Raw genomic sequence first — 23,283 nt, forward strand, 5'->3', positions numbered from 1 at the left:
TCCTCCGTCAAGCGCCGGGGCCGGCCAGCGGCGCGGCTTCGAGACCGGGCCCGTTGTCCCGCGGCGCGGGCTCCCTCAAGCGCCGGAGCCGGCCAGCGGTACTCCTCGCATGCGTCCGGCAGCCGCCAGCGTGTCGCGGGCCGCGGTGAGCCGTGCCTCGCGGGCCGAGCCCTTCAGCGCCATGCCCAGCGGCCACTGCATCCGCGTGCCGTCATCCAGCTCCAGCGTGAGGCCATGGTGGCGGTACAGCGCCGCGAGCCCCAGGCCGATGACGCCCGCCATGAAGGCCATGATCCGCACCGCCTGCGTGGGCGCCCAGAAGAGGCCCAGCGCGGTGAAGGCGAGCAGCCCCAGCGATTCGAAGTAGGGCCGCGTGCGCCACTCCAGCCGCCGCACCCTCGCCCAGGGCACGTCGAGCGTCGGGCCTCCGCCCGGGCGCCCCTGGAACGACAGCTGCCTGTCGTTCACCGCCAGGGCGCGCCGGTTGCCCAGGTCCAGCACCAGCGGGGTGACGCCCGGCAACGGCGCGGGCGACTCCAAAGCCTCGCGGGACCGGGGCGGCAGGGGCGCCTCCGGCAGCTCCGCGTTGCAGAAGGCACAGCGGCGCCGGGCCGCCGTCTGGGGGCGCCCGCAGGCGGAGCACATGACGAGCACTTCCGCGGGCACCGCCCCTCCCTCCCGCCGTCAGCCGACGACGAAGTTCACCAGCCGCTTGGGGACGAAGACGAACTTGCGCAGCGTCTTGCCTTCGAGGGCGGCCTTCACCTTGTCGTCCGCCTCCGCCGCCGCGCGCACATCCGCCTCGCCCGCGTCCGCCGCCACGCGCACCTCCGCGCGCAGCTTGCCGTTCACCTGCACGGCGTACGGAATCACGTCGTCCACCACCAGCGCCGGGTCGAACTCCGGCCAGGACTCCGTGACGGTGGACGCCTTCGCGCCGTAGGCCTCCGCCAGCTCGTCCGCGATGTGCGGCGCCAGGGGCGTGAGGATGCGCGCGAGCAGCCGCACCGCCTCCCCCATCGCCGCCTTCTCCGCGGGCGTCTCCGGCGTGCCCACCGCGTAGAGCGCGTTCACGCACTCCATGACGCCCGCGACGGCGGTGTTGAAGGACAGGCGCTCGATGGCCTCCGTCACGCGCTTGACGCACTTGTGGGCCGCGCGGCGCGTCTCCAGCGCCTTGCCCTCGTAGGGGCCCGAGTACGTGGCCTCCGCCGAGGAAGCGTGGTGCGTGGCGGCCAGCGTCCACACGCGCTTGAGGAAGCGGAACACGCCCTCCACCTGCTCGTGGGACCAGTCGAAGTCGCGCTCCGGCGGGCCCGCGAAGAGCACGTAGGTGCGCGCGGTGTCCGCGCCGTACTTCGCCACGATGGTGTTGGGCGCCACGCCGTTGCCGTAGCGCTTGCCCATCTTCCGGCCATCCGCGCCGTTGACGATGCCCTGGGTGATCAGCCGCGTGACGGGCTCGTCCACCGGGGACAGGCCGAGGAGCTTCATCACCCGGGTCCAGAAGCGGAAGTAGAGCAGGTGCATCACGCCGTGCTCGGGGCCGCCCACGTAGATGTCCACCGGCAGCCAGCGCTGGCCATCCTTCGGGTCGAAGGGCGCCACGTCGTACTTCGGCGACAGGTAGCGCGCGAAGTACCAGCAGGAGTCGACGAAGGTGTCCATCGTCTCCGTCTCCCGGCGCGCGGGGCCACCGCACTTCGGGCAGGTCGCGTTGACGAACTCCGGCACCTTCGCGAGCGGCGGCTCACCCTTGCCGGTGAGCACGGCCTGCGTGTCGATGTCCGGCAGCCGCACCGGGAGCTGCTCCACCGGGACGGGGATGCCCTTGCGCTCGGGGTCGCACTTCTCACAGTAGACGATGGGGATGGGCGTGCCCCAGTAGCGCTGGCGGCTGAAGCCCCAGTCCTTCTGGCGGTACGTCACCGTGGCCTTGCCCTGCCCCTGCGACTCCAGCTTCGCGGCCAGCTTCACGCGCACTTCGGCCGAAGGCATGCCGGTGAAGTCACCGGAGTCCGCGAGGACGCCGTCCTCCGTGTACGCCGCGTCGAGCGTCTCACCGGCGCCGAGCTTGTCACCGGACGCCGGCTGGATGACCACGCGCACGGGCAGCGAGTACTTGCGCGCGAAGGCGAAGTCGCGCGCGTCGTGCGCAGGGACGCTCATCACCGCGCCGGTGCCGTAGTCGCTCACCACGAAGTTGGCGATCCAGATGGGCACCGGCTGGCCCGTCACCGGGTTCAGCGCGTAGCCGCCGGTGAAGACGCCCTCCTTCTCCGCGTCCTCGCCCAGCCGCTCCGTCTTGTTCTGCGCGGCCATCTTCTTCGCGAACGCGTCCACGTCCGCGCGGCGGTCCGCCGTCGTCACCTGGGCCACGAGCTTGTGGTCCGGCGCGAGCACCACGTAGGTGCAGCCGTAGAGCGTGTCCACGCGGGTGGTGAAGACGCGCAGGGCGGCGTCATGCCCCTGCACGCGGAAGTCCACCTCCGCGCCGTCCGAGCGGCCAATCCAGTTGCGCTGGGCCGAGGTGATGCGGTCCGGCCACTCCTTGAGCGTGTCGAGCGAGTCGAGCAGGTCCTGCGAGTACTTCGTGATGCGGAACGCCCACTCGGGCATCTCCTTGTCCTGCACCTCGGAGTCACAGCGCTCGCAGCGGCCGTCCTTCACCTGCTCGTTGGCGATGACGGTGTGACAGCCGGTACACCAGTTCACCTTGCTGAAGCGGCGATAGACGAGCCCGCGCGCGAGCATCTGGAGGAAGAACCACTGGTTCCAGCGGTAGTACTCCGGCTGGCTGGTGTTGACCTCGCGCGTCCAGTCGTAGCTGTAGCCGAGCGTCTTGATCTCCGCCTTGAACGACTCAATGTTCTCGCGGGTGCGGATGGCCGGGTGGACGCCGTCCTTGATGGCCGCGTTCTCCGCCGGCAGGCCGAAGGCGTCCCAGCCCATGGGGTGCAGCACGTCGAAGCCGCGCATCTGGTAGTAGCGCGCGTAGACGTCCCCGATGAGGTAGTTGCGCACATGCCCCATGTGCATCTGGCCACTGGGGTACGGCAGCATCTCCAGGACGTACTTCTTCGGGGCATCCGGGCGCCTGCCTGCCCGGAAGAGGCCCTCCTGCTCCCAGCGGGTCTGCCACTTTCCTTCAATCGACTGCGGCTCGTAACGCTCGTTCATCGCCATGGCTTCTCGGTCTCTTAGCGGGAGGTAGGACACGCGGGCAACAAGTCTTGGCGCGTCGAAAGCCTGGACGGCTGGCGGCCCCGGGGCCCTGACCGGGAAACCCGGATGGGCGGGGACCCGGCAGGCCCCGGGCCGGGGCCAGGCTTCGCTCGGTGCTTGCCCTTGGGGCCGGGCACGACTAACTCGCCTTCCCGGTCTGGAGCAGAGGGAGAGCACCATGCAGGTCGTGAGTGTGAAGAAGGCCCTGTCGGGGGCCGTCGAAGCGGGCTCGAAGGTGGAGGTGCGCGGCTGGGTGCGGACGCGCCGCGACTCCAAGGCGGGCATCAGCTTCGTGAACGTGAGCGACGGGTCGGTCTTCGACCCCATCCAGGTCGTCGCGCCCAATTCGCTGCCCAACTACGAGAAGGAAATCCTGCACCTCACCGCGGGCGCCTCCGTCATCTGCCGGGGCACGCTGGTGCAGTCCCAGGGCAAGGGTCAGGCCTTCGAGATCCAGGCGGACGAGGTGCAGGTGCTGGGTCTGGTGGACGACCCGGACACCTACCCCATCCAGCCGAAGCAGCACTCGCTGGAGTTCCTGCGGGAGGTGGCGCACCTGCGCGTGCGCACCAACACCTTCGGGGCCATCACCCGCGTGCGCAACGCGGCGGCGCAGGCGGTGCACCGCTTCTTCCACTCGGAAGGCTTCTGCTGGGTGAATACGCCCATCATCACCGCGAGCGACGCGGAGGGCGCCGGGCAGATGTTCCGCGTGTCCACGCTGGACGCCACCAACCCGCCGCGCGGTCAGGACGGGAAGATCGACTGGGGCAAGGACTTCTTCGGCAAGGAGGCCTACCTCACCGTGTCCGGGCAGCTGAACGTGGAGGCGTACTGCCTGGCCATGTCCAAGGTCTACACGTTCGGCCCCACGTTCCGCGCGGAGAACAGCAACACCACGCGGCATCTGGCCGAGTTCTGGATGATTGAACCGGAGATCGCCTTCGCGGACCTCAACGAGGACGCGCTGCTGGCGGAGCGGTTCCTCAAGTACGTGTTCAAGGCCGTGCTGGACGAGTGCGCGCCGGACATGAAGTTCTTCGAGGAGCGTCAGCAGAAGGGCGTCACGGAGCGGATGGAGAAGTTCATCGGCTCCAGCTTCGAGCGCATCGACTACACGGATGCCGTCTCCATCCTCCAGAAGGCGAAGAAGAAGTTCGAGTACGCGCCGGAGTGGGGCAAGGACCTCCAGACGGAGCACGAGCGCTACCTCACCGAGGAGCACGTGGGCCGGCCCGTGGTGGTGATGAACTACCCGGAGGCCATCAAGGCCTTCTACATGCGCATCAACGAGGACGGGAAGACCGTGGCCGCGATGGACGTGCTCGCCCCGGGCATTGGCGAGATCATCGGCGGCAGCCAGCGCGAGGAGCGCCTGGACGTGCTGGACGCGCGCATGAGGAAGTTCGGCCTCGATCCCGCGCACTACCAGTGGTACCGCGACCTGCGCCGCTACGGCACGGTGCCGCACGCGGGCTTCGGCCTGGGGTTCGAGCGGCTCATCGTCTACATGTGCGGCCTGCAGAACATCCGCGACGCCATCCCCTACCCGCGCGTCCCGGGCTCCGCGACGTTCTAGTCCGCGCCGCGGCGCACTGAAGTCAGCGAGGGCCTCCCGTGGCGCGTCCACTGGAGGCCCTTTCTTTTCGGGGCAGGATTGACCGGCTCGATGCCCTGGCTACGTTGGGCACCGTGTCCTGGCACCCGCATCAGGTGGCTCGCTGGCTGAGGCTCGCGCTGGCGTGCGTCGCGCTGGCGCTGGGTGCCGGTGCCTCCGCGCATCCCCTGCCAGGGCCCCAGGCGGCGGTCGCGGTCCTCGTCGAGCGGCGCGCTCCCGAGGTCCGGCACCAGGCGGAGGCACCTGCCCGGACCGACGCCCCCCAGCCGTCGTCATGGCCCCCGCGAGTCCACGCGGGGACGTCGCATGGCGGCGTTGCGCGGGCCTCGCGGCTCCCGGGGCCACCGCGCCGCTACTTCCTGCTGCATCGCGCACTCCTGCACTGAGGGCTTCCAGAGGTCCCGTCCCTGGAAGTCCACCCGGTTCCTGGAGTCCTCCATGCCGCCGCTCTCGCGTGCGGGACGTGCCCTCTGGCGCGTCCTCAAGGCGGGCCTGCGCAGGTGCATTCGCGCCTGCCGGCTCGTCCTCATCCTCATCCTCGTCGTCCTGCCCAATCCCCTGGTGATGGTCCTGTCCGTCTTCCTTGGACCTGAGCGCCGCAACCATCCCGCGGAGGTGCTGCGCAAGAAGAAGGAGTAGGCAGCCCTCGTGGCTCAGGCCTTCTTCGTGATGCCGGCGCGCTCCTGAGCGAGCGCGCCGAGCGCGGACCAGTCCTCATCGCCGCGCCCCTGGGCGACGCCGGTGAGGAAATGGTCTCGCAGCAGGCTCGCGAGTGGCAGCGGCACCTCCGCTGCCCTTCCCGCTTCGAGCGCCAGCGTCACGTCCTTGAGGCCCAGGCGCAGCGCGAAGCCCGCGGGCGTGTACTGCCCCTTCGCGATGGCGCCCGCGTAGTTCTCGAAGATGGGCGCCTTGGCGAAGACGGACTTGAAGACGTCCAGGAACGCGGCGCGCTCCACGCCGCACTTCTCCGCGAGCGCGAAGGACTCCGACAGCGCCTCCATCATCGACGCGATGAGGAAGTTGCCGGACAGCTTCACCGTGTTCGCGGCGGACGGCCGTTCCCCCAGCTCCGTGAGGCCGCGCCCCAGCGCCGTGAGCACCGGACGCACCCGCTCCACCTGCGCCTTCGGGCCCGCGGCGACCACCCAGAGCTGCTTGCCCGCGGCGGCTTCTGGCCGGCCGAAGACGGGAGCGGAGACGTAGCCCTGCCCCGCGTCCGTGTGCGCCTTCGTCAGGCGCTCCGACAACGCGACGGAGATGGTGCTGGAGGAGACATGGACGGCGTTCTTCGGCAATGCGCTGACGATGCCGTCCTTCCCCAGCACGGCTTCTTCCGCGGCGTGGTCGTCCGCGAGCATGGACACGACGACCTCCGCGTCGCGGGCGGCCTCCGCGGGCGTCTTCGCCACGCGCGCGCCCTGCTGTTTCAGCGGATCCGCCTTGGAGGCGGTGCGGTTCCAGACGACGAGCTCATGGCCCGCGCCGGCCAGGTTCTTCGCCATGGGCGTACCCATGTTCCCCAACCCGATGAAGCCGACCTTCATGGAGATGCTCCCTTCGTGCTCGCGTTCACGCTTCGTTCGACTGTTCTTCCGACACGTCCAGCCGCTCGAAGGCGCGGCCCAGGACGGCGACGCCCAGCGCCACCTCCGCGAAGAGTGCTCCCGCCGCCGCCAGCCCCGCGAGCGGAACCGCCCAGCGCCCCATGACAGTGAACAGCGGATAGCCCACGAGGAGGGCTACAACGGCGGCCGGCAACAGTCCCAGGAACGTCACCACCAGCGTGCCCACCAGCGTGAGCAGCCGCTGGCCCAGCGCTTCCACGCCGCGCGCCCGCTCGGAGTCCGCCGGAATCCACGCGGGCAGCAGCACCACCGCCGCGTTCTGCACGAACAGCCCCGCCAGGCCCAGCGCCGGCAACACCGACAAGAGGCCCAGCACCACCGGCGTGGACCATGGCGCGAGCGTCACGTCGTCCGCGCCCACGCCCAGCACCAGCGCCACGAGCAACATCACCCACTGCGCCACGCCCAACGTCAGCGCGGACGCCGCCAGCTCCGCGCCCACCACCTGCCGCCCCGTGAGCGGCAATGCGCGCAAGAGCTCCAGCTTCGGCAGGTCCATGCGCAGGTCGGTGCGAAACGCGCTCGGGCCAATCACGGCCATGGCCACCGCGACCATCAGCGCCATGGGCCCCAGGAACTCACGGCTGTTGGAGAACAGCCGCGTGTCTCCCATCACCAGCGCGAACACGGCGCCCAGCACCCCGAAGGACAGCAGCATCGCCAGCCCGCTGCCCATGCGCCTGCGCGCGATGAGGTTCTTCCACAGGAGCGCGACCTCTGGACGCCCCCGGGCCTTCAGCACGAAGGGCACCCGGCCCACGCGCAGATTGCCCGAGCGCGCGGCCCGCTGTGCCCGCCGCCGCGTCCGCGCTTCCGCCCCGGCCACCGCGGAGTCCTCGAAGGGAACCTCCACCGCGAGCACCCAGGCGTAGTGCGCCACCAGCAGCGCCAGCGACGCGGGCAGGTAGCGCAGGAAGCCCTCCCAGCTTCGCGCCATCGCGGGGGCCACCAGCGCCCGGCCGGGCCACAGCACCGCTCGGGGCCCGGGGGCGTTGAGCACGTCGCGCAACCACTCGCGCACGGCGAAGGGCGTGGAGAGGTTCTCCGGCAGCGGGTGGTCGCTCAGCGTGGACAGCAGCGTGCCCATCCCCGCGACCAGGACCGCCGCCACGACCGCCCACCGCACCACGCTGCCCCAGCGCCCTTGAGACACGAGCCACGCGCGCACGAAGGACGCCGCCGTGCCGTGCAGGTAGAGCGTCCCCATGGCCAGCGCCGCGCCCAGGAAGAAGAGCACCGGCTGGGGGCTGGTGAAGCGCCCCACGAAGAGGGTCGCCGCCAGCGCCGCGAGCATCGCGCTCAAGAGGCCGCGCAGCAGCTTGTAGTGCAGGAGCGCCTTGCGCGTGACGGGCGCGGCGAAGAAGGTCTGCACCTCCGTCTGCGTGAAGGTCAGCGCGGGCCGGTCCGCGCCCAGCACCCACGCCGTCACCAGCGTGCCCAGCACGGAGACCTCCAGCGAGAACTCCGCGAACAGCCTCGCGTTGGGCGACACCGCGCGGCCCGTGCCCTGCACGAAGACGCTGCGCCCCACCAGCGAGTAGAGGTACGCGAGCCCCACCAGCGCGCCCAGGAGGTAGCGCGGACGCTTCAACCGCTGCACCTGGCGCACCACCCGGTTGCGCCACGTCCTCACCCAGAGGAACGCCACCGCGCTCGGGAAGCTCACGCCGGTTCGGTCCCCCGCGCCTCCGCCTCCTCCGACGCCGCGCTGGTGATGCGCACGAACAGCTCCTCCAGCGACGCGCCGTCCCCGGCTCCGCCCGCCATCTGCTCGCGAATCTCCGCCAGCGAACCCAGCGCCACCGCGCGCCCTCCGGCGATGACGAGCAGCCGGTGGCACAGTTCCTCCACCAGCGGGAGCAGGTGCGACGACAGCACCAACGCCGTGCCCTCCTCCGAGCGGCGGCGCAGCGAGGCCTTCATGCGGCGGATGCCCAGCGGATCCAACCCCGTCAGCGGTTCATCCAGGAGGATGAGCCGGGGCTGGTGCAGGAAGCCGCACGCGATGGACAGCTTCTGCTTCATGCCCCGCGACAGCTCACCCGGCAATGACTTCTCCCGGCCCGTGAGCTCCATCTCCGCCAGGAGCTCGCGGCCCCGCTCCTCCCAATCCTCCACGCCGTAGAGGCGCGCGGTGAAGTTCAGGTGCTCCCAGACGGTGAGGTACTCGAAGAAGCGCGGCTCGTCCGGGAGGAAGGCCAGCTGGCGCTTCGCCTCCACCGGCGCCTGCGCCACGTCGAAGCCCGCCACCCGCACGCGCCCCTCGGAGGCCGGAAGGATTCCGGCCAGGCACCGCAGCGTGGACGTCTTGCCTGCGCCGTTGGGCCCCACCAGTCCCAGCACCTCGCCCGGTGCCACCTGGAAGGACAGGCCGCGCACCGCCCGCACCGCGCCGTACGTCTTCTCCAGCCCTTCGACGTCCAGCGCCGGTTCCATGCGTGCCCTTGGGATTCCTGTCGAAGCTCAGCCGAGCTTCAGCAGTTCCTTCACCGTGTCCAGCACCACGCGGGCCTGCACGGGTTTCACCAGGTAGGCCGTGGCTCCCAGCGCCATGGCCCGCTCGCGGTCCGCCGCCGCGCCCTCCGTCGTCACCACGACGATGGGCACCGCCCGGTGCTCTTCCGTCTGGCGGATGTGGTGGATGAGCTTCAGCCCGTCCATCAACGGCATGTTGATGTCCGTCATCACCAGGTCGAAGCGGCCCTGCGTGGAGAGCTTCTTCAGCCCCTCCACGCCGTCCTGTGCCTCGATGCAGACCACCCCGGCCAGACGCTGGAGCGCGTACATGATGCTGCGGCGCATGGCCTGCGAGTCATCCACCACCAGCGCGCGGATCTGCTGCGACATGGACACCAGCCTAGCACCCGCACGCCATCCGGCCCGGGATTGTGCGGCGGCTGTCATGCAGCCAGCGATTCACTGCCCGCCGGACTGCCGTCGGCGGCGCACCAGCGCGGCCAGCTCCGTCCCGATGGCGTCCAGGGCCAGCACCCGGCTCACCGCGCCCGTGGCGATGGCCTCCTTGGGCATGCCGTACACCACCGCCGTGTCCTCGGACTCGGCCCACGTCTCGCCGCCCTCGCGGCGGACCGCGCGTACGCCCTGCGCCCCATCCGCTCCCATCCCCGTCAGCACCACCGCCACCGCGCGCGGGCCCAGCACGTCCGCCGCGCTCTCGAAGAGCCGGTCCACCGACGGTGCGTACTTGTCCGCGGGCACGGGCGACGGCGTGCGCAGCTCCAGGCGCCCGGTGCGGTCGGACAGCAGCAGGTGGCGGCCTCCCGGCGCGATGTAGACGTGGCCCGGCTTCACCATGTCGCCCTCGCACGCCTCCCTCACCGTGAAGGGGCCGATGCGGTCCAACCGCTCCGCGAAGGCCTTGGTGAACTGCGACGGCATGTGCTGGCCCACCAGCACGCTCACGGTCGGCTCGGTGGCCAGTCCTTCCAGGAGCCGCTGCACCGCGGGAGGCCCGCCGGTGGACGCGCCCACGGCGATGATCTGCGGCACATCCCCCGACAGCACGACGCCGCGCGGCGCGGCCCCGTGGCGTCCCCCGGCTTTCACGTGGCGCGCCGCGAGCACCTTGTCGATGAGCTCGCGCCGCAGGTGCTCCAGCGCCGCCGGCGTGACCTGGGGCGGCTTGGCGATGAAGTCGAACGCGCCCAGCTCCAGCGCCTTGCCCACGTCCGAGCGGTGCGCGTAGCTGGAGATGACGATGACGGGCGTGGGCGCCGCGCGCATGAGCAGCCGCAGGAAGGTGTGGCCGCCCAGCCGGGGCATCTCCAGGTCCAGCGTCACCACGTCGGGCTTCAGGTCCAGGACCTTCTTGAGCCCCTCTTCGCCGTCCTGGGCCCAGTCCAGCACCATCACCTCCTGGGAGGACTCCAGCAGCGTGGTGAGCGTGCGGCGGTTGGTGGCCGAGTCGTCGATGACGAGCACCGTGAGCGGGCGTCCCATCAGCGGCCCTCCCCGCCCGGAAGCTCGGGCCGGCGGTAGACGAGGTCGCCCTTCAGGTGCACCAGCTCGAAGTCCGCGCCCAGGCTGAGCAGGTTCTCCGCGTGGCCCAGGAGCAGGTAGCCCCCGGGACAGAGCCGGTCGCGGATGACGCCCAGCACGCGGCGGCGCGCGGCCAGGTCGAAGTAGATCATCACGTTGCGGCAGAAGACGACGTCCGAGCGCGGCACCAGCTGGCTGCCCGCCACGTCCGACAGATTGTGGTGACCGAAGTTCACCCACGCCTTCACGTCGTCGCGCACGCGGACGCGGTTCACCCCCGCGGGCACGAAATAGCGCTCCAGCAGGTCCGGCGGCGTCGCGCGCAGGGCGCTGGGGCCGTACTCGGCGCGGCGGGCCACGGCCAGCACGCGGCGCGACAGGTCCGTGCCCAGGACCTCCACGTCCCAGTCGTCGAAGCGGCCGCTCTCCTTGAGCAGCATGGCCAGCGTGTACGCCTCCTCACCGGAGGAACACCCCGCCGACCACAGCCGCAGCCGCCGCGTGTGCGCGTTGCGCTTCTCCAGGATGGGGAGCAACTCCTCGCAGAAGGCCTTGAGCTGCGCGGGTTCGCGGAAGAAGTACGTCTCGTGCGTGGTGAGGGACTCCACCGCCGCTTCCAGCTCCGCGCTGCGCTGGGCGTCGTAGCGCAGGTAGCGGTGGTAGGAGCCGAAGTCCTGGATCCCCAGCGCCTCCAGCCGGGGCCACAGCCGGCGCTCCATCACGAACTTCATGTTCTCGTGGATGAGGATTCCGCAGTGCGCGTAGACGTGGTCACGCAGCAGCCGGAACTCCTCCAGCGTCATCTCAGGGCGGCCCTCGTCGAAGCGTGGCATCCGAGTCCTCCCCTCAGCGCCCCGACAACCGGACGACCGCTTCCGCCAGCGCCACCTGGGCCAGCGCGTCCTGCTCCACCGCCATCGCCTGTTCGAGCGCGGGCAGGCACTCCGGCCGCCCCAGCCCACCCAGCACGCGCGCCGCGGTCGCCCGCACGTCCCAGCGGGGATGCCCCAGCAGCGACACCGCCAGCGCCGCCCCATCCGCCGAGGCCTCCGCCGACCCGAGCGCCGCCAACGCCGCCTTCACCACCTCCGCGTCGTGATGGCTGAGCGCGTCCCACAGCACGCCCGCGCCCACCGTGCCCAGCTTCGTCAGCGCGCGCACCGCCAGCATCGCGAGCGCGCCGTCGCCATGGCGCACCAGGGCCTCCAGGTCCGGCGAGCGCTCCTTCGCGCCCGCCACGCCCACGGCCTCCACCGCGGCCACGCGCACACCGCGGTCCTCGTCCTTCAGCGCGAGCCCCAGGAACGTCGCGGCCTCCCTGCCGCCCTGCTGCCCCAGGGAGCGCACCGCGGCGATGCGCACCTTGGGGGACTCGTCCGCCAGCGCGCCGCGCGCCAGCTCCATGCCGGCCTCGCCGTCCGCCCGGCTCGCGGCCTCCACCGCCGCCGCGCGCCAGGAAGCGTCTTCATCGCGAGCAATCCGCCGCAGTACGGGCAACACCCGCGCGCCACCCAACCGGCCCAGCACCGCCACCGCCGCGGGCGTCGTGCGCTGCTCCACCGCCGCCTCCAGCGCGGCCAGCGCCGTCAGCGGGTGGGCCACGGTCAGCTGCTCCAGCGCTCGCGCCGCCATGCCCGACAGCGCGGAGTCCGAGAGCAGCTCCACCAGCGGCGCCACGGCGTCCGGCGAGTGCGTGCGTCCCAGCGCGCGCACCACCACCGCGCGCAGGTCGTCCTCCGCCCACTCCAGGAGCGCGCACAGCTCCGGCACCGACGTCGAGTCCACCAGCAGCACCAGCGCCTCGGCCGCCACCGTGCGCGCGGGCAGCGACAGCGTGCCCATGCTCCCGAGCAGCAGGCGCCGGCCCTCAGGCCCCAGCTGGCCCAGCGTGAAGAGCACCTCGCGCAGCAGCCGGTCCTCGCGCGCCACCTCCGCCACCGCCACCGCGAGCGACGCTTCGCCCAGCGCTCCGGCCGCCACCAGCGCGCCGGCCCGCACCCGGACGTCATCGCCATCCAGGGCCTGCGCCACGTGCGCCGCCACTCCCGGGATGCCGTTCAGCACCGAGCGCGCCACCGCATCCAGCTCACCGCGCTCGTACGGGCCCAGCCCCACGGCCTGCTTCCCCAGCGCGACGAGCGCCGCCTCGCGCACCGAGCGCACCGGCGACGCCAGCGCCCGGCAGATGCGCTCCGTGGACACGCCCGGGGGGTACAGGCCGAGGAGCCGCAGGGCGCTGCGCTGCACTCCCGGGTCCTCCACCAGCGCCATCACCCGTTCCAGCGGGGGCGCGCGCTTGAGCGACGCGAGCCCCTCCAGCGCGGCCAGTCGCAACAGGGGCGTGGGTGCGTCCAGCAGGCCTTCCAGCGCCCGCGCCGCGGCGTCCCCGCCCATCCGGCCCAGCGCCTCCGCGGCCGCCACGCACACGTTGAGGTCGTCGTCGGAGAGCGCGCGCAGGAGCACGTCCTCCACCTCCGGACGGCCCAGCTGGCCCAGGATGTCCGCCGCCAGCTTCCGCTGATCCGGATCCTCGTGCTCCAGCAGGTGCACCAGCGGCGGGATCGCCACCGGCCCCATTCCGGCCAGCGCCTCGGCCGCCGCGTTGCGAGCGCCCGTCTCGCCGCGTTTGCCCAGGACGGAGACGAGCCGCGCGGTGACGCCCGGCGCATCCGGCACGCGGCGCAGTCCTTCCGCCGCCGCGTGGCGCACGCGCCAGCTCTCGTCATGCAGACCGGTGGTGAAGGTCTCCAGGGCTCCGGGCGCACGCGGATCCACCGCCTGCAATGCCCGATACCGCGCCTCTTCCTGCCCCGCGGGGGACCGCACCGTGTCGCTCATCCGCCGTCCTCCTTCGGGGCTCGTGTTGCTCGGTTTGGCTCCATCCTGCTCGAAGCCGCCGGGGGAGTCGCGTCCCACGAGACTGCTCCCACCGCAGGTGGGCAGCCCTGCGCCGGATGGAAACGTTCACCTTCGCACCCTTCGCCACACGCGGCGCGCTCAGGCCTCCTGGAGGTCCGCGGCCCAGCCCTCCTGACCGAAGAACCAGAGCGAGTAGACGCCCAGCACCGTACCTAGCGGAAAAGTGGGCAGGGCCACGAGGGCGAGCAACGTCGCCAGGCCCTTGGAGACGGGGCGGCCGCGCACGAGCCCCAGGCCCAGGGCGAGCCCTGCGATGGACGCCGCCAGGAGCACCACGAAGATGCCCGCCATCGCGAGGACGAGCGGGTTCTCCCACACCGGCATCGCGGGGGCGGACCTGCCGGCGGCGGCGACGAAGCCCAGGGCGGCCGTGACGTACGCCAGCACGCCCGTGCCCGCCAGCATCAGCGTGTGCACGAACAGGTAGAGGAACCCCAGGGACTTCCGGTGCCCGCTCAGGTCTCGCATGAGGCCCCCTCCTAAAGCCGGGATGCGCACGCCGAAAACGCGCGCTCAGCCAGCGGGCGGCGGGCGGGAGTCGCGCTCCAGCTCCGCGAGCAAGAGCGCCTTCAGGTCCAAGAGCAGCCGCAGCCGCTCCGGCGGTCCGCACACTCCCACCACGAACGGCGTGCGCCCCCCGGCCATGAGCGCCGGCGCGGGCTTGATGTCAGCCCGGCGCACACGCAGCACCTCCGCCACGCGGTCCACCCGCGTCACCACGCGCCGCGTTCCCAGCCGGCACACGAGCAGGCGCGTGCGCCGCGTCTCCTGCGCGGGCTCGCCCAGCAAGCGCCGTCGCAGGTCCACCACGGGCAGCATCGCGCCGCGCAGGTGCAGCACTCCCTCCACGAAGGCGGGAGCGTGCGGGATGGGAATCACGCGCTGGGGAGGGAGGATCTCCTCTACGCGCATGATGTCCAGCACGTACTCCTCGTTGCCCACGAAGAAGGCGCACAGCTGCACCTCGGCCGAGGGCGTCTCGGAGGTCTTCTCGCCGCGCGGTCGGCGGACCATCAGGTTCACGGGGTCCGTCATGGGGCGAGCGCCTGCTCCGGATCCAACAGGATGTAGAGCTGCGAGCCCTTGCGCCCCAACCCCGCCACGCAGTCCCGGTCTCCCCGCAGCCCCGCGGGCGACAGCTCCACCATGGACGGCTTGAGCCGCACCACGCCCGCCACCGAGTCCACCCATACGCCCGCGGGCCCGTCCTCCGTCTTGAGCACCAGGATGCGCGAGGCCCGGGGCGGCAGGCCCGCGTCCGGCCCCGCCACCACTGGAGGCACGTCCGCCAGCCGCAGCCGCAGCTTCACGTCGTAGACGGGCAACAGCTCCCCGCGCAGGTTCATCACGCCCAGCAGCTGCGGCTCCGCGCGCGGAATCTCCGTGAGCAGCGGCACCTTGCAGATCTCCCTCACCGCGAGGATGGGCACCGCGTAGCACTCCGCCTCCAGGCGGAAGGCCAGGTACTCGACGGGCTCCTCCTCCAGCAGCGGCTGCGCCAGGTCGTCACTGCCCGCGGCGAAGTCCAGCAGGCCACCGACGTCCTCGTCCGGGCGGTAGAAGAACGCGTCGAGCAGGGCTTCGAAACGGGACACGCCCAGGAGGATAGCAGCCCCCGGCGTGGACGCCTCAAGCGCGGCGCCGCTCCTGCGCGATGCCCTCTTCCAGGAGTTCCGCGACATCCAGCACCAGGACGGTGCGGCGGTTGCCCAGGTCGGTGGCGCCGGAGATGCCCTTCACGCGGCTCAGCCGGCCGCCCAGGGGCTTGGTGACGATGTCCTGCTGTCCGAAGAGCTCGTCCACCGCAATGCCCAGCCGCTGCTGCGCCAGGCCCACCACGACGACGAAGTGGCGGCTCACCTCGCGCTCCGGCAGGTGGAACAGGCGCCCCAGCCGCAGGAAGGGCAGCGTCTGGCCACGAAGGTCCAGCACCTCGCGCCGCTCCACGGTGCGGATGTCGCGCGGCTGCACGGAGAGGATTTCCAGCACGCTGTTGAGCGGCACCGCGTAGGTGCGGCCGCTGACGCCCACCACCAGCGCGCGCACGATGGCCAGCGTCACCGGCAGCGTCAGGTGGAAGGCCGTGCCCTTCCCGCGCTCGCTCCACACGTCGATGATGCCGGAGAGGTTGCCCAGGTTGTTCTTCACCACGTCCAGGCCCACGCCTCTTCCGGAGAGCGAGCTGACGCTGGAGCGGGTGGAGAAGCCCGGCAGGAAGATGAGGTTGAGCAGCTCGCGCCGCGTCATCTCACTGACCTGCGACGGGGTGACGAGCCCGCGCGACAGCGCCACCTCGCGCACGCGCACCTCGTCGATGCCCGAGCCGTCGTCGGACACGCTGATGACGACGTGGTTGCCCTTCTGCTCCGCGCGCAGCCGAACCGTCGCGCGCCGGGACTTGCCCGCGGACAGCCGCGACTCCGGGCCCTCCGCGCCATGGTCGATGGCGTTGCGGATGAGGTGCATCAGCGGGTCGCTGAGCTCCTCCACGATGAGCTTGTCGAGCTCCACCTCGCCGCCGGAGCTGACGAAGTCGATCTCCTTGCCGGCCTCGCGGGCAATCTTGCGCACCAGCCGCGCCAGCTTGTCGAAGACCTGGCCCACCGGGACCATGCGCGCTTCGAGCAGCCCCTCCTGGAGCGCCTCCAGCTTGCGCTCCAGCTGCCGCGTCTCTCGCGACAGCTCCTGGCCGAAGAGCTTGGACAGCGCGACGGTGCCGTCCTGACGGGACGTCTCCGCCAGCCGCTGGAGGTTGGCCTTGATGAGCAGCAGCTCGCCCACCATGTTGATGAGCCCGTCCAACCGCCCGATGTCCACGCGCACCGTCTGCGTGAGCGAGCGCAGGGACGTCTCTTCCGCCTTGGGACGGCCCGCGGTGAGGGGCGCGGACGCGGCGGCCTGGAGCCCCACCACCGTGGCCGGAGGCGTCACCGCCCGCATGCGCGGAGGGCTTGCTCCCGGGTGCGCGGACACGGTCGCGAGGCCTCGGGTCTCCACCGGCCCCTCCGCGTCCTCGTCCTCCGGAGGCAGCACCTCGACGTCCTCGCGCACGGTCGCGGCATCGCGTGGCCGAGGCATGTCGAACGCGGGCCCCGTCGAGCCCGATTCCGGCGGCCGGACGGACAGCGGCGCCAGCTCCGCGGGCGTGCCCCGGAGGCCGTCCTCCAGCGCTTGCGCGCCCACCTTCGCGCCGAAGATGAGATCGAACGCGATGCCGGTGGAGCCGCCCGGCCGCGACGAGGGCAGCGTGCTGATGACCTCGCCCAGGGGCTTGAGGCGCGCGTTCAGGTCCGCGAGTCCCTGGTCGAAGTCCGTGAGGTCGAACGCCGCGCGCACCCGCCACAGCGCCACCCCGCGCCGCACGTTCTCGCGCAGCCGGTGCTCCTCGTACTCGGTGAAGACGGCGCGCACCGTCGCGTCCAGCTCCAGCCGCTCCAGCGGATCCTCTTCCACGGCGGGCGGGGGCGACCCCAGCCGCGCCATGCGGTCCTCCATGTCGCGGGTGCGCTGGGAGAGCTCGGGGCCCTCCTCGCTCCGGGACGCCTCCCCGAGCAGCGCCTGGAACGTGTCCAGCGCGTCCACCAGCGTGTCCAGGACCTGGTCATCCAGCGTCAGCCGGCCCAGCCGAAGCCGGTCCAGCAGGTCCTCCGCCGCGTGCGCCAGCTGGGTGATGCGCTCCTGGCCGAAGAGGCCCGACAGGCCCTTGAGCGAGTGCGCCGCGCGGAAGATGCCGTTGATGTGCTCGGGGTCCGCCTCCAGGCCCCGCGCCTCGTCCAGGGCCAGCAGGTCGCGCCCCAGCGCATCCAGGATTTCGGTGGCCTCGGCGACGAACTCCGAGAGCGCCTTGCCCCCAGGCGTCACAGCGGCTTCAGGAAGCGCCGCAGGAGCGCCTCCAGGTCCGCCGGCTGGAACGGCTTCACCAGGTAGCCAGCGGCGCCCAGCGCCATGCCCCGCGAACGGTCCTGCTCACGCCCCTCGGTGGTGACGATGATGAGCGGCACGTCCCGGTAGTTGGGGTTCTTCTTGACGAAGTTGATGAGTTCCAGCCCGTTGATGTCGGGCATGTTGATGTCGGTGATGATCAGGTCGAAGCGCTGACGCGGCAGCAGCTTCAGCGCCTCGAAGCCGCTGGCGGTGGTGACGGCCTCGACGCCGTCCACGGCCTCCACGGTCGCGGCGATGTGCTCGCGCGACACCTTGGAGTCCTCGACGATCAACACCTTGAACTTCATCGCGCGCGCCTCAAGGGCCGGATGCTAGCAGAACCCCTGTCTGGCCGCTGTGCGTCAACCCTTCCGGGATGACAGCGACCCGACAAGGCCCTTGTCCGCGAGGAGGGACACCCGTCCCCCCTTGAACGCGGGCAGGAACTGCCGCTGGTACGCCTCCGCCCGAGCGGAGTCGCTCAGGGAAGACCCCTGAGGCACCTCCAAGGCCACGGACTCCACCTTCGCGCGGCTCAAGACCTTCGCCGCGCCCGCCAGCGCCTCACCCAGTGAGGCCGCGTCCAGACGCTTCCGGGAGCCCAGCCCCACCACGAAGATGCGCGGCACGGTCAGCTTCCCGTCCGACGGCAACAGGAGCCAGTCGTCCTTCACGCCGGTGAAGAACCCACCCTGGAGCACGCGCGACAGGGCGCCGCACAGCCGCCAGTCCACGTAGCCGGCGGAGGACGGCAGGGGGCGGTCGTCCTCGGCCACGAAGAGGCAGAGGGCGTCCACCCCGTTCAGTGCGTCCAGGCCCTCCAGGCCCACGTCCAGGGTCTGCGTCTGGCTCACGGCTTCCCGAGCGCCACCGCGACGCGGTCCAAGAGGCCGTTGACGAAGGCGCTCGACTCCTCGTTGCCGAAGTTCTTCCCCAGCTCCACCGCCTCGTTGATGGTCACCTTGCGGGGGATGTCCGGGCGGTACTTCAGCTCGAAGATGCCCAGCCGCAGCACGTTCCGGTCGATGCGGGACATGCGGTCCAGGCGCCAGTTGTGGCTGTGGCGCTCGATGAGCCCGTCAATCTCCTCGCGGTGGGCCTCCACGCCCTCCACGATCTCCTTGGCGAACTTCACCGCGTCCGGCTCCGGCGTACCGTCCTCCGAGGAGGCGGCCCACGCCGCGTCCAGGGCCTCCCGCGTGGTGGCGCCCTGGGTCATCTCCAACTTGTAGAGCGCCTGCAGCGCCCGCTCTCGTGCCGTTCTGCGCGCGCCCATCGCGGTTATCCCTTTCGCTCCGCGCCGGACATCCGCGCGAAGAGGTTGACCATCTCGATGCAGGCCAGCGTGGCCTCCGCGCCCTTGTTGCCCGCCTTCACGCCCGCCCGGTCGATGGCCTGCTCCACGGTATCGCACGTGAGGACGCCGAACGTCACCGCCGCCGGCCGGGGGCCCGCCGCGGCGCTGAACGCCACCGAACCAATGCCCTTGGCGCACTCGCCGGCCACGTAGTCGAAGTGGGGGGTGCCGCCGCGAATCACCGCGCCCAGGACGATGATGCCCCCGTACTGGCCACCCTCCGACACGCGGCGGGTGAGGCCGGGCAGCTCATAGGTGCCGGGGCAGCGGTACACGTCGATGGCGTCGTCCTTCACGCCATGGCGCACCAGGGTGTCCACGGCGCCCTTCAAGAGCTCCTCCGTGATGAAGCTGTTGAACCGGGACACGCAGATGGCGAACCGGCCCTGGGGGGGGAGGAAATCCCCTTCGAAATAGCGAGGCATGGCGCGCTCTTACACCACCCGAGCCCCTACCCGCGAGGGCTGAAACCCGCGGCCCGCACCACCGCCTCCGTCAGCCCCGCTCCCTGGGCGGCGGCCTCCGGGGCGCCCCGGAGGGCGTACAGCCGGGCCACGTACTTGCCAATGAGGTCGCCCTCCAGGTTCACCCGGGCCCCGGGCCCCTTGCCGTGCAGGGTGGTGCGCTCCTGGGTCTCCGGAATCAGCTGCACCCGGAAGGTGCTGGCATCCACCGCGTTCACCGTGAGGCTGATGCCGTCGATGGTGACGGAGCCCTTCTCGATGAAGCAGGGCGCCAGCTCCGGGGGCAGCCGGAACACCATCACCCACGAGCCGCCCTCCGCGAACGTCTCCAGCACTTCACTGACGGCGTCCACGTGGCCCGACACCAGGTGTCCACCCAGCCGGTCCCCCAGGGCGAGCGCCCGCTCCAGGTTCACCTTGTCGCCCGTCTTCCGGGCCCCCAGGGTGGTGCGCCGCAGCGTCTCCGGGGCCGCCTGCACGCGGAAGGTGTCCCCGCCCTTCTCCACGACGGTGAGGCAGGCGCCGTCCACGGCGATGGATTCCCCCAGGGCGAAGGCCTCCGCGCCCAGCGAGGTGCGAATCCAGAAGTCGGTCATCGCGCCGGTGGTGACGCGGGTGACGGTGCCAGTGTCCTGGATGAGTCCGGTGAACATGGCCGGAACCTTAACGGATGCCCTGTCCGGGCGCTGGCCTTCAGAGCAGCGCGCGCAGGAGGACGTCGTCCCCCACCTTCTCCATCGTCAGGTCCTTCACGGCCAGGGCATGGGCCATGTCCTTCACGCCCAGCTCGCCCGCCCACGACAGGCCCCCGGCCCCCACCAGCTTGGGAGCGAGGAACAGGGCGAGCGCATCCGCCAGGTGCTCGCGAAGCAGCGTGCCGTACAGGCCCGCGCCGCCCTCCACGAGCACGTGGTTGAGCCCTTCCTTCTTCACGCGCTTCAGCACCGCCTTCAGGTCCACGCGGTCCTGCTTCGCGCGCACGTTCCACACCTCCACGCCCTGGGCCAGGAAGCGCCGGGCGCGCCGTCCCTCCGGGTCCTCCAGCGTGGCGATGACGGTGCGCGCGGGGCTGCGCTGCGTGAAGACGGTGTGCCCCGGGGACAGCTTGAGGTGCGAGTCCACCACCACGCGCACCGGGTCCTTGCCCCCGCCGCCCGGCAGCCGGGTGGTGAGCTGCGGGTCATCCATGCGCACGGTGTTCGCGCCCACGAGGATGGCGTCCACCTGGTTGCGCAGCCGGTGCACCCACGCGCGCGAAGCCTCGCCCGTCACCCAGCGCGAGTCGCCCGAGGGCGCGGCGATCTTCCCATCCAGCGTCACCGCGGCCTTGAGCGTCACCCACGGCAGGCCCGTGCGCATCATCTTGAAGAAGGGCCGGTTGAGCGCGTCCGCCTCGTCCTTGAGGACGTGCGTCACCACCGCCACGCCGCCGCGCTTGAGCCGGTTGAGCCCCTTGCCGCTGACCAGTGGGTTGGGGTCCGAGGACGCGCTGAACACGCGCCGCACGCCGGCCTCCAGCACCGCCAGGCTGCACGGCGGGGTGCGCCCGTAGTGGTCGCACGGCTCCAGCGTCGTGTAGAGGTCCGCGCCGCGCGCCTTGGAGCCCGCCGCCTCCAGCGCCACGACTTCCGCGTGCGCCGTACCGGCCTTCTTGTGGTGGCCGCGCGCGATGATGCGCCCGCCCTTCACCAGCACCGCGCCCACGACGGGGTTGGGGCTGGTGCGGCCCAGGCCCTTGGCGGCTTCTTCCAGGGCGATGCGCATGAAGAACTCGGCCACCGCGTGGTCGAAGTCCGCCGCGCGCTTGGAGCGGGGCGTCTTCACCGCCTGCAACCGTGACCTCGTGAGCAAGCGCATACCGCCCTTCCTAACCGTCCTTGGGCGGAGTCACAGGCGGCTTCGCCTTGCGCTCACGCTCCTGGTCCTCGAGCAGGTCCTTCAGCTCGTGCATGAACTCGGAGATGTCCCGGAAGCTCCGGTACACGGACGCGAAGCGAACGTACGCCACCTCGTCCAGTTGCTGTAACCGCCGCATCACGTGCTCGCCAATGGATGAGGAGGGAACCTCTTTCTCCCCCATCCCCTGGAGCAGCCGCTCGATGTCCTCCACCGTCGCCTCCAGCTGCGCGGCGGACACCGGGCGCTTCTCACACGCCTTCTTCAGGCCGTTGAGCATCTTCTCGCGGTCGAAGGCCTCGCGGCGCCCGTCCTTCTTCACGATGAGCGGGTAGAGCTCCTCCACCCGCTCATACGTGGTGAATCGGCGCTTGCAGACCAGGCACTCGCGGCGCCGCCGGATGACGGAGCCCTCGTGCGACTCTCGCGAGTCGATGACCTTGTTCTCCGGGTCCTGACAGAAGGGGCAGCGCACGGGCTTGGGTTACTTCAACCGCGAGGCGTACAGCGGGAAGCCCTGCGCCAACTCCTTCACCTGCCCCTTGACCCGCGCGAGCGCCGCGTCGTCCTGCGCGGCGTCCAGCGCCTGGCCGATGAGCCGGCCCACCACCGCCATCTCCGCCTCGCGCATGCCGCGCGTGGTGATGGCCGGGGTGCCCACCCGGACGCCAGAGGTCGTCGTGGGCTTCTCCGGGTCGAAGGGGATCATGTTCTTGTTGACGGTGATGCCCGCCTTGCCCAGCACGTCCTCGGCCACCTTGCCGGTGAGCTTCTTGGCGCGCAGGTCCACCAGCATCAGGTGGTTGTCCGTGCCGCCCGAGCACAGCCGCAGGCCCGCGGACTTCAGCGCCTCCGCCAGCGCCTGCGCGTTGGCGACAATCTGCTTCTGGTACGTCTTGAACTCCGGCGACAGCGCTTCCTTGAAGGCCACCGCCTTGCCCGCGATGGCGTGCATCAGCGGGCCGCCCTGGATGCCGGGGAAGATCTGGCTGTTGATGGTCTTCGCGAAGGCCTCACGGCTGAGCACCATGCCGCCGCGAGGACCGCGCAGCGTCTTGTGCGTCGTCGTCGTGACGATTTCGGCGAAGGGCACCGGCGACGGGTGCACGCCCGCGGCCACCAGGCCCGCGATGTGGGCCATGTCCACCAGCATGGCGGCGCCCACCTTGTCGGCGATTTCGCGGAACTTCGCGAAGTCGAGCGTGCGCGGGTACGCGCTCGCGCCCACCACCAGCACCTTGGGCTTGTGCTCCAGGGCCAGCGACTCCACCTGCGCGAAGTCGATGGTCTCCGTGTCGCGGGACAGGCCGTAGTGGACGACCTTGTAGAGCTTGCCGGAGAAGTTGAACGCCGCGCCGTGGGTGAGGTGGCCGCCGGAGTTCAGGTCCAGGGACAGCATCGTCTCACCCGGCTTCATCAGCGCCATGAAGGCGCCCATGTTGGCCTGGCTGCCGGAGTGCGCCTGCACGTTCACCGCGTCCGCGCCGAACAGCTCCTTCGCGCGCGCGATGGCCAGGTTCTCCGCCACGTCCACCACCTCGCAGCCGCCGTAGTAGCGCTTGCCGGGGTAGCCTTCCGCGTACTTGTTGGTGAGCACGGAGCCCACCGCCTCCAGCACCGCCGGGCTGACGAAGTTCTCCGAGGCGATGAGCTCCAGCCCCTCCTCCTGACGCTCCGTCTCGTGCCGGAGCACCTGGGCGATTTCAGGATCCACCTGGGACAGCGTGCGGGTGTTCTCCATGGGGGTTGCCTCCTGGCGTACGAACGAAGGGGACTGCGAAGGGACGCCTCACGGCCCTCAGCGCTGCTGGGCCTCGACGTCGCGAATCTTCTGGACGCGCTTCTCGTGGCGGCCGCCCTCGAAGGCGGTGGAGAGGAAGGCCTCCAGGATGCCGCGCGCCACGCCCGCGCCCACCACGCGCTGGCCCAGGCACAACACGTTGGCGTCGTTGTGCGCGCGGGTCATCCGAGCCTCGAACTCGGTGGTGCACAGGGCCGCCCGGATGCCCCGGTGCTTGTTGGCCACGATGCTCATCCCGATGCCGGTGCCGCACACCAGCACACCCAGCGTGCCCTCTTCCGACACCACCTGGCGGGCCACCTGCGAGGCGAAGTCCGGGTAGTCCACGGACTCGCGCGTCTGGGGGCCCAGGTCCTGGAAGTCGGCGCCGCGCTCCTTCAGGAGCGCCACCAGCTCCTGGCGCAGCTCGATGCCCGCATGGTCGGAGGCGAGGATGACTTTCACGGCCGGACTCC

At 71.1% G+C, this 23,283-nt stretch carries 25 protein-coding genes; 3 read left to right on the forward strand and 22 right to left on the reverse strand.

Annotated features, from left to right (window positions below; genetic code table 11):
- Nucleotides 1-75 precede the first annotated feature (75 nt).
- Both GTZ93_RS40055 and leuS read right to left on the reverse strand, forming a co-directional pair.
- Nucleotides 76-666 carry a hypothetical protein gene (locus GTZ93_RS40055; RefSeq protein ID WP_139915611.1) on the reverse strand — a complete coding sequence of 197 codons (591 nt, stop codon included), beginning with the start codon at nt 664-666 and terminating at the stop codon, nt 76-78.
- 18 nt (nt 667-684) lie between these two features.
- Nucleotides 685-3,186, reverse strand: coding sequence for a leucine--tRNA ligase (leuS, locus tag GTZ93_RS40060; RefSeq protein WP_139915610.1), 2,502 nt, complete (start codon nt 3,184-3,186; stop codon nt 685-687).
- A 217-nt stretch (nt 3,187-3,403) separates the two neighbouring features.
- On the opposite strand from leuS, the gene asnS reads away from it, so the two are divergent.
- From asnS to GTZ93_RS40075, 3 genes are read left to right on the forward strand one after another with little or no spacing between them, the layout of a single operon-like run.
- Nucleotides 3,404-4,804, forward strand: a complete 1,401-nt coding sequence (gene asnS, locus GTZ93_RS40065) for an asparagine--tRNA ligase (protein ID WP_139915609.1) — start codon at nt 3,404-3,406, stop codon at nt 4,802-4,804.
- 38 nt (nt 4,805-4,842) lie between these two features.
- On the forward strand, nt 4,843-5,229 hold the full coding sequence (locus tag GTZ93_RS40070) for a hypothetical protein (protein ID WP_139915608.1): 387 nt from the start codon (nt 4,843-4,845) through the stop codon (nt 5,227-5,229).
- Between the two features lie 52 nt (nt 5,230-5,281).
- Complete coding sequence (locus GTZ93_RS40075; protein WP_139915607.1) at nt 5,282-5,482, forward strand: hypothetical protein; 201 nt, start codon at nt 5,282-5,284, stop codon at nt 5,480-5,482.
- Between the two features lie 14 nt (nt 5,483-5,496).
- On the opposite strand, the gene GTZ93_RS40080 is transcribed toward GTZ93_RS40075, so the two are convergent.
- The 20 genes from GTZ93_RS40080 to rpiB all read right to left on the reverse strand — a co-directional run bounded on the left by GTZ93_RS40080 (nt 5,497) and on the right by rpiB (nt 23,272).
- Nucleotides 5,497-6,387: an NAD(P)-dependent oxidoreductase gene (locus GTZ93_RS40080; RefSeq protein ID WP_139915606.1), complete on the reverse strand. Its 891-nt coding sequence runs from the start codon at nt 6,385-6,387 to the stop codon at nt 5,497-5,499.
- A gap of 25 nt (nt 6,388-6,412) precedes the next feature.
- Nucleotides 6,413-8,134, reverse strand: a complete 1,722-nt coding sequence (locus tag GTZ93_RS40085; RefSeq protein ID WP_139915605.1) for a putative ABC exporter domain-containing protein — start codon at nt 8,132-8,134, stop codon at nt 6,413-6,415.
- Nucleotides 8,131-8,904, reverse strand: a complete 774-nt coding sequence (locus GTZ93_RS40090) for an ABC transporter ATP-binding protein (protein WP_120576282.1) — start codon at nt 8,902-8,904, stop codon at nt 8,131-8,133. The genes GTZ93_RS40085 and GTZ93_RS40090 overlap by 4 nt, the downstream gene beginning before the upstream one ends.
- Before the next feature lie 27 nt (nt 8,905-8,931).
- Nucleotides 8,932-9,315 carry a response regulator gene (locus tag GTZ93_RS40095; RefSeq protein WP_120576283.1) on the reverse strand — a complete coding sequence of 128 codons (384 nt, stop codon included), beginning with the start codon at nt 9,313-9,315 and terminating at the stop codon, nt 8,932-8,934.
- Between the two features lie 69 nt (nt 9,316-9,384).
- Nucleotides 9,385-10,428, reverse strand: coding sequence for a chemotaxis-specific protein-glutamate methyltransferase CheB (gene cheB / locus GTZ93_RS40100; RefSeq protein WP_139915604.1), 1,044 nt, complete (start codon nt 10,426-10,428; stop codon nt 9,385-9,387).
- The gene (locus GTZ93_RS40105) at nt 10,428-11,300 is read right to left on the reverse strand and encodes a CheR family methyltransferase (RefSeq protein WP_180945998.1); all 873 of its coding nucleotides are present in this window, start codon (nt 11,298-11,300) and stop codon (nt 10,428-10,430) included. The genes cheB and GTZ93_RS40105 overlap by 1 nt, the downstream gene beginning before the upstream one ends.
- 13 nt (nt 11,301-11,313) lie before the next feature.
- Nucleotides 11,314-13,305, reverse strand: a complete 1,992-nt coding sequence (locus tag GTZ93_RS40110) for a HEAT repeat domain-containing protein (RefSeq protein WP_139915603.1) — start codon at nt 13,303-13,305, stop codon at nt 11,314-11,316.
- 159 nt (nt 13,306-13,464) lie between these two features.
- Nucleotides 13,465-13,854, reverse strand: coding sequence for a hypothetical protein (locus tag GTZ93_RS40115; protein ID WP_139915602.1), 390 nt, complete (start codon nt 13,852-13,854; stop codon nt 13,465-13,467).
- Between the two features lie 45 nt (nt 13,855-13,899).
- Complete coding sequence (locus GTZ93_RS40120; protein WP_139915601.1) at nt 13,900-14,421, reverse strand: chemotaxis protein CheW; 522 nt, start codon at nt 14,419-14,421, stop codon at nt 13,900-13,902.
- Nucleotides 14,418-14,981, reverse strand: coding sequence for a chemotaxis protein CheW (locus GTZ93_RS40125; protein WP_139915600.1), 564 nt, complete (start codon nt 14,979-14,981; stop codon nt 14,418-14,420). Before GTZ93_RS40125 ends, GTZ93_RS40120 begins: the two co-directional genes overlap by 4 nt.
- Nucleotides 14,982-15,015: 34 nt before the next feature.
- Nucleotides 15,016-17,247 carry a chemotaxis protein CheA gene (locus GTZ93_RS40130; protein ID WP_139915599.1) on the reverse strand — a complete coding sequence of 744 codons (2,232 nt, stop codon included), beginning with the start codon at nt 17,245-17,247 and terminating at the stop codon, nt 15,016-15,018.
- Nucleotides 17,244-17,618 carry a response regulator gene (locus GTZ93_RS40135; RefSeq protein WP_120567722.1) on the reverse strand — a complete coding sequence of 125 codons (375 nt, stop codon included), beginning with the start codon at nt 17,616-17,618 and terminating at the stop codon, nt 17,244-17,246. Before GTZ93_RS40135 ends, GTZ93_RS40130 begins: the two co-directional genes overlap by 4 nt.
- A 54-nt stretch (nt 17,619-17,672) precedes the next feature.
- On the reverse strand, nt 17,673-18,164 hold the full coding sequence (locus GTZ93_RS40140) for a M17 family peptidase N-terminal domain-containing protein (RefSeq protein WP_120567723.1): 492 nt from the start codon (nt 18,162-18,164) through the stop codon (nt 17,673-17,675).
- Nucleotides 18,161-18,586 (reverse strand): transcription antitermination factor NusB, encoded by a 426-nt coding sequence (nusB, locus tag GTZ93_RS40145; protein ID WP_120576291.1) that lies wholly within the window; start codon nt 18,584-18,586, stop codon nt 18,161-18,163. Before nusB ends, GTZ93_RS40140 begins: the two co-directional genes overlap by 4 nt.
- Nucleotides 18,587-18,591: 5 nt before the next feature.
- Nucleotides 18,592-19,092, reverse strand: a complete 501-nt coding sequence (gene ribH / locus GTZ93_RS40150) for a 6,7-dimethyl-8-ribityllumazine synthase (protein WP_139915598.1) — start codon at nt 19,090-19,092, stop codon at nt 18,592-18,594.
- A 26-nt stretch (nt 19,093-19,118) separates the two neighbouring features.
- Nucleotides 19,119-19,784 carry a riboflavin synthase gene (locus tag GTZ93_RS40155; protein WP_121762696.1) on the reverse strand — a complete coding sequence of 222 codons (666 nt, stop codon included), beginning with the start codon at nt 19,782-19,784 and terminating at the stop codon, nt 19,119-19,121.
- A 40-nt stretch (nt 19,785-19,824) separates the two neighbouring features.
- A complete protein-coding gene (ribD, locus tag GTZ93_RS40160; RefSeq protein WP_120576294.1) occupies nt 19,825-20,988 on the reverse strand; it encodes a bifunctional diaminohydroxyphosphoribosylaminopyrimidine deaminase/5-amino-6-(5-phosphoribosylamino)uracil reductase RibD in 1,164 nt (387 codons plus the stop codon).
- Between the two features lie 10 nt (nt 20,989-20,998).
- Complete coding sequence (gene nrdR, locus GTZ93_RS40165; protein ID WP_120576295.1) at nt 20,999-21,502, reverse strand: transcriptional regulator NrdR; 504 nt, start codon at nt 21,500-21,502, stop codon at nt 20,999-21,001.
- Between the two features lie 9 nt (nt 21,503-21,511).
- Complete coding sequence (gene glyA, locus GTZ93_RS40170; RefSeq protein ID WP_120576296.1) at nt 21,512-22,768, reverse strand: serine hydroxymethyltransferase; 1,257 nt, start codon at nt 22,766-22,768, stop codon at nt 21,512-21,514.
- A 57-nt stretch (nt 22,769-22,825) separates the two neighbouring features.
- Entirely contained in the window at nt 22,826-23,272 is a 447-nt protein-coding gene (rpiB, locus tag GTZ93_RS40175; RefSeq protein ID WP_121762699.1) for a ribose 5-phosphate isomerase B, read from the reverse strand.
- Between the last annotated feature and the right edge of the window lie 11 nt (nt 23,273-23,283).

The organism is Corallococcus exiguus (assembly GCF_009909105.1).
In the GTDB taxonomy this organism is placed as follows: Bacteria; Myxococcota; Myxococcia; order Myxococcales; family Myxococcaceae; genus Corallococcus; species Corallococcus exiguus.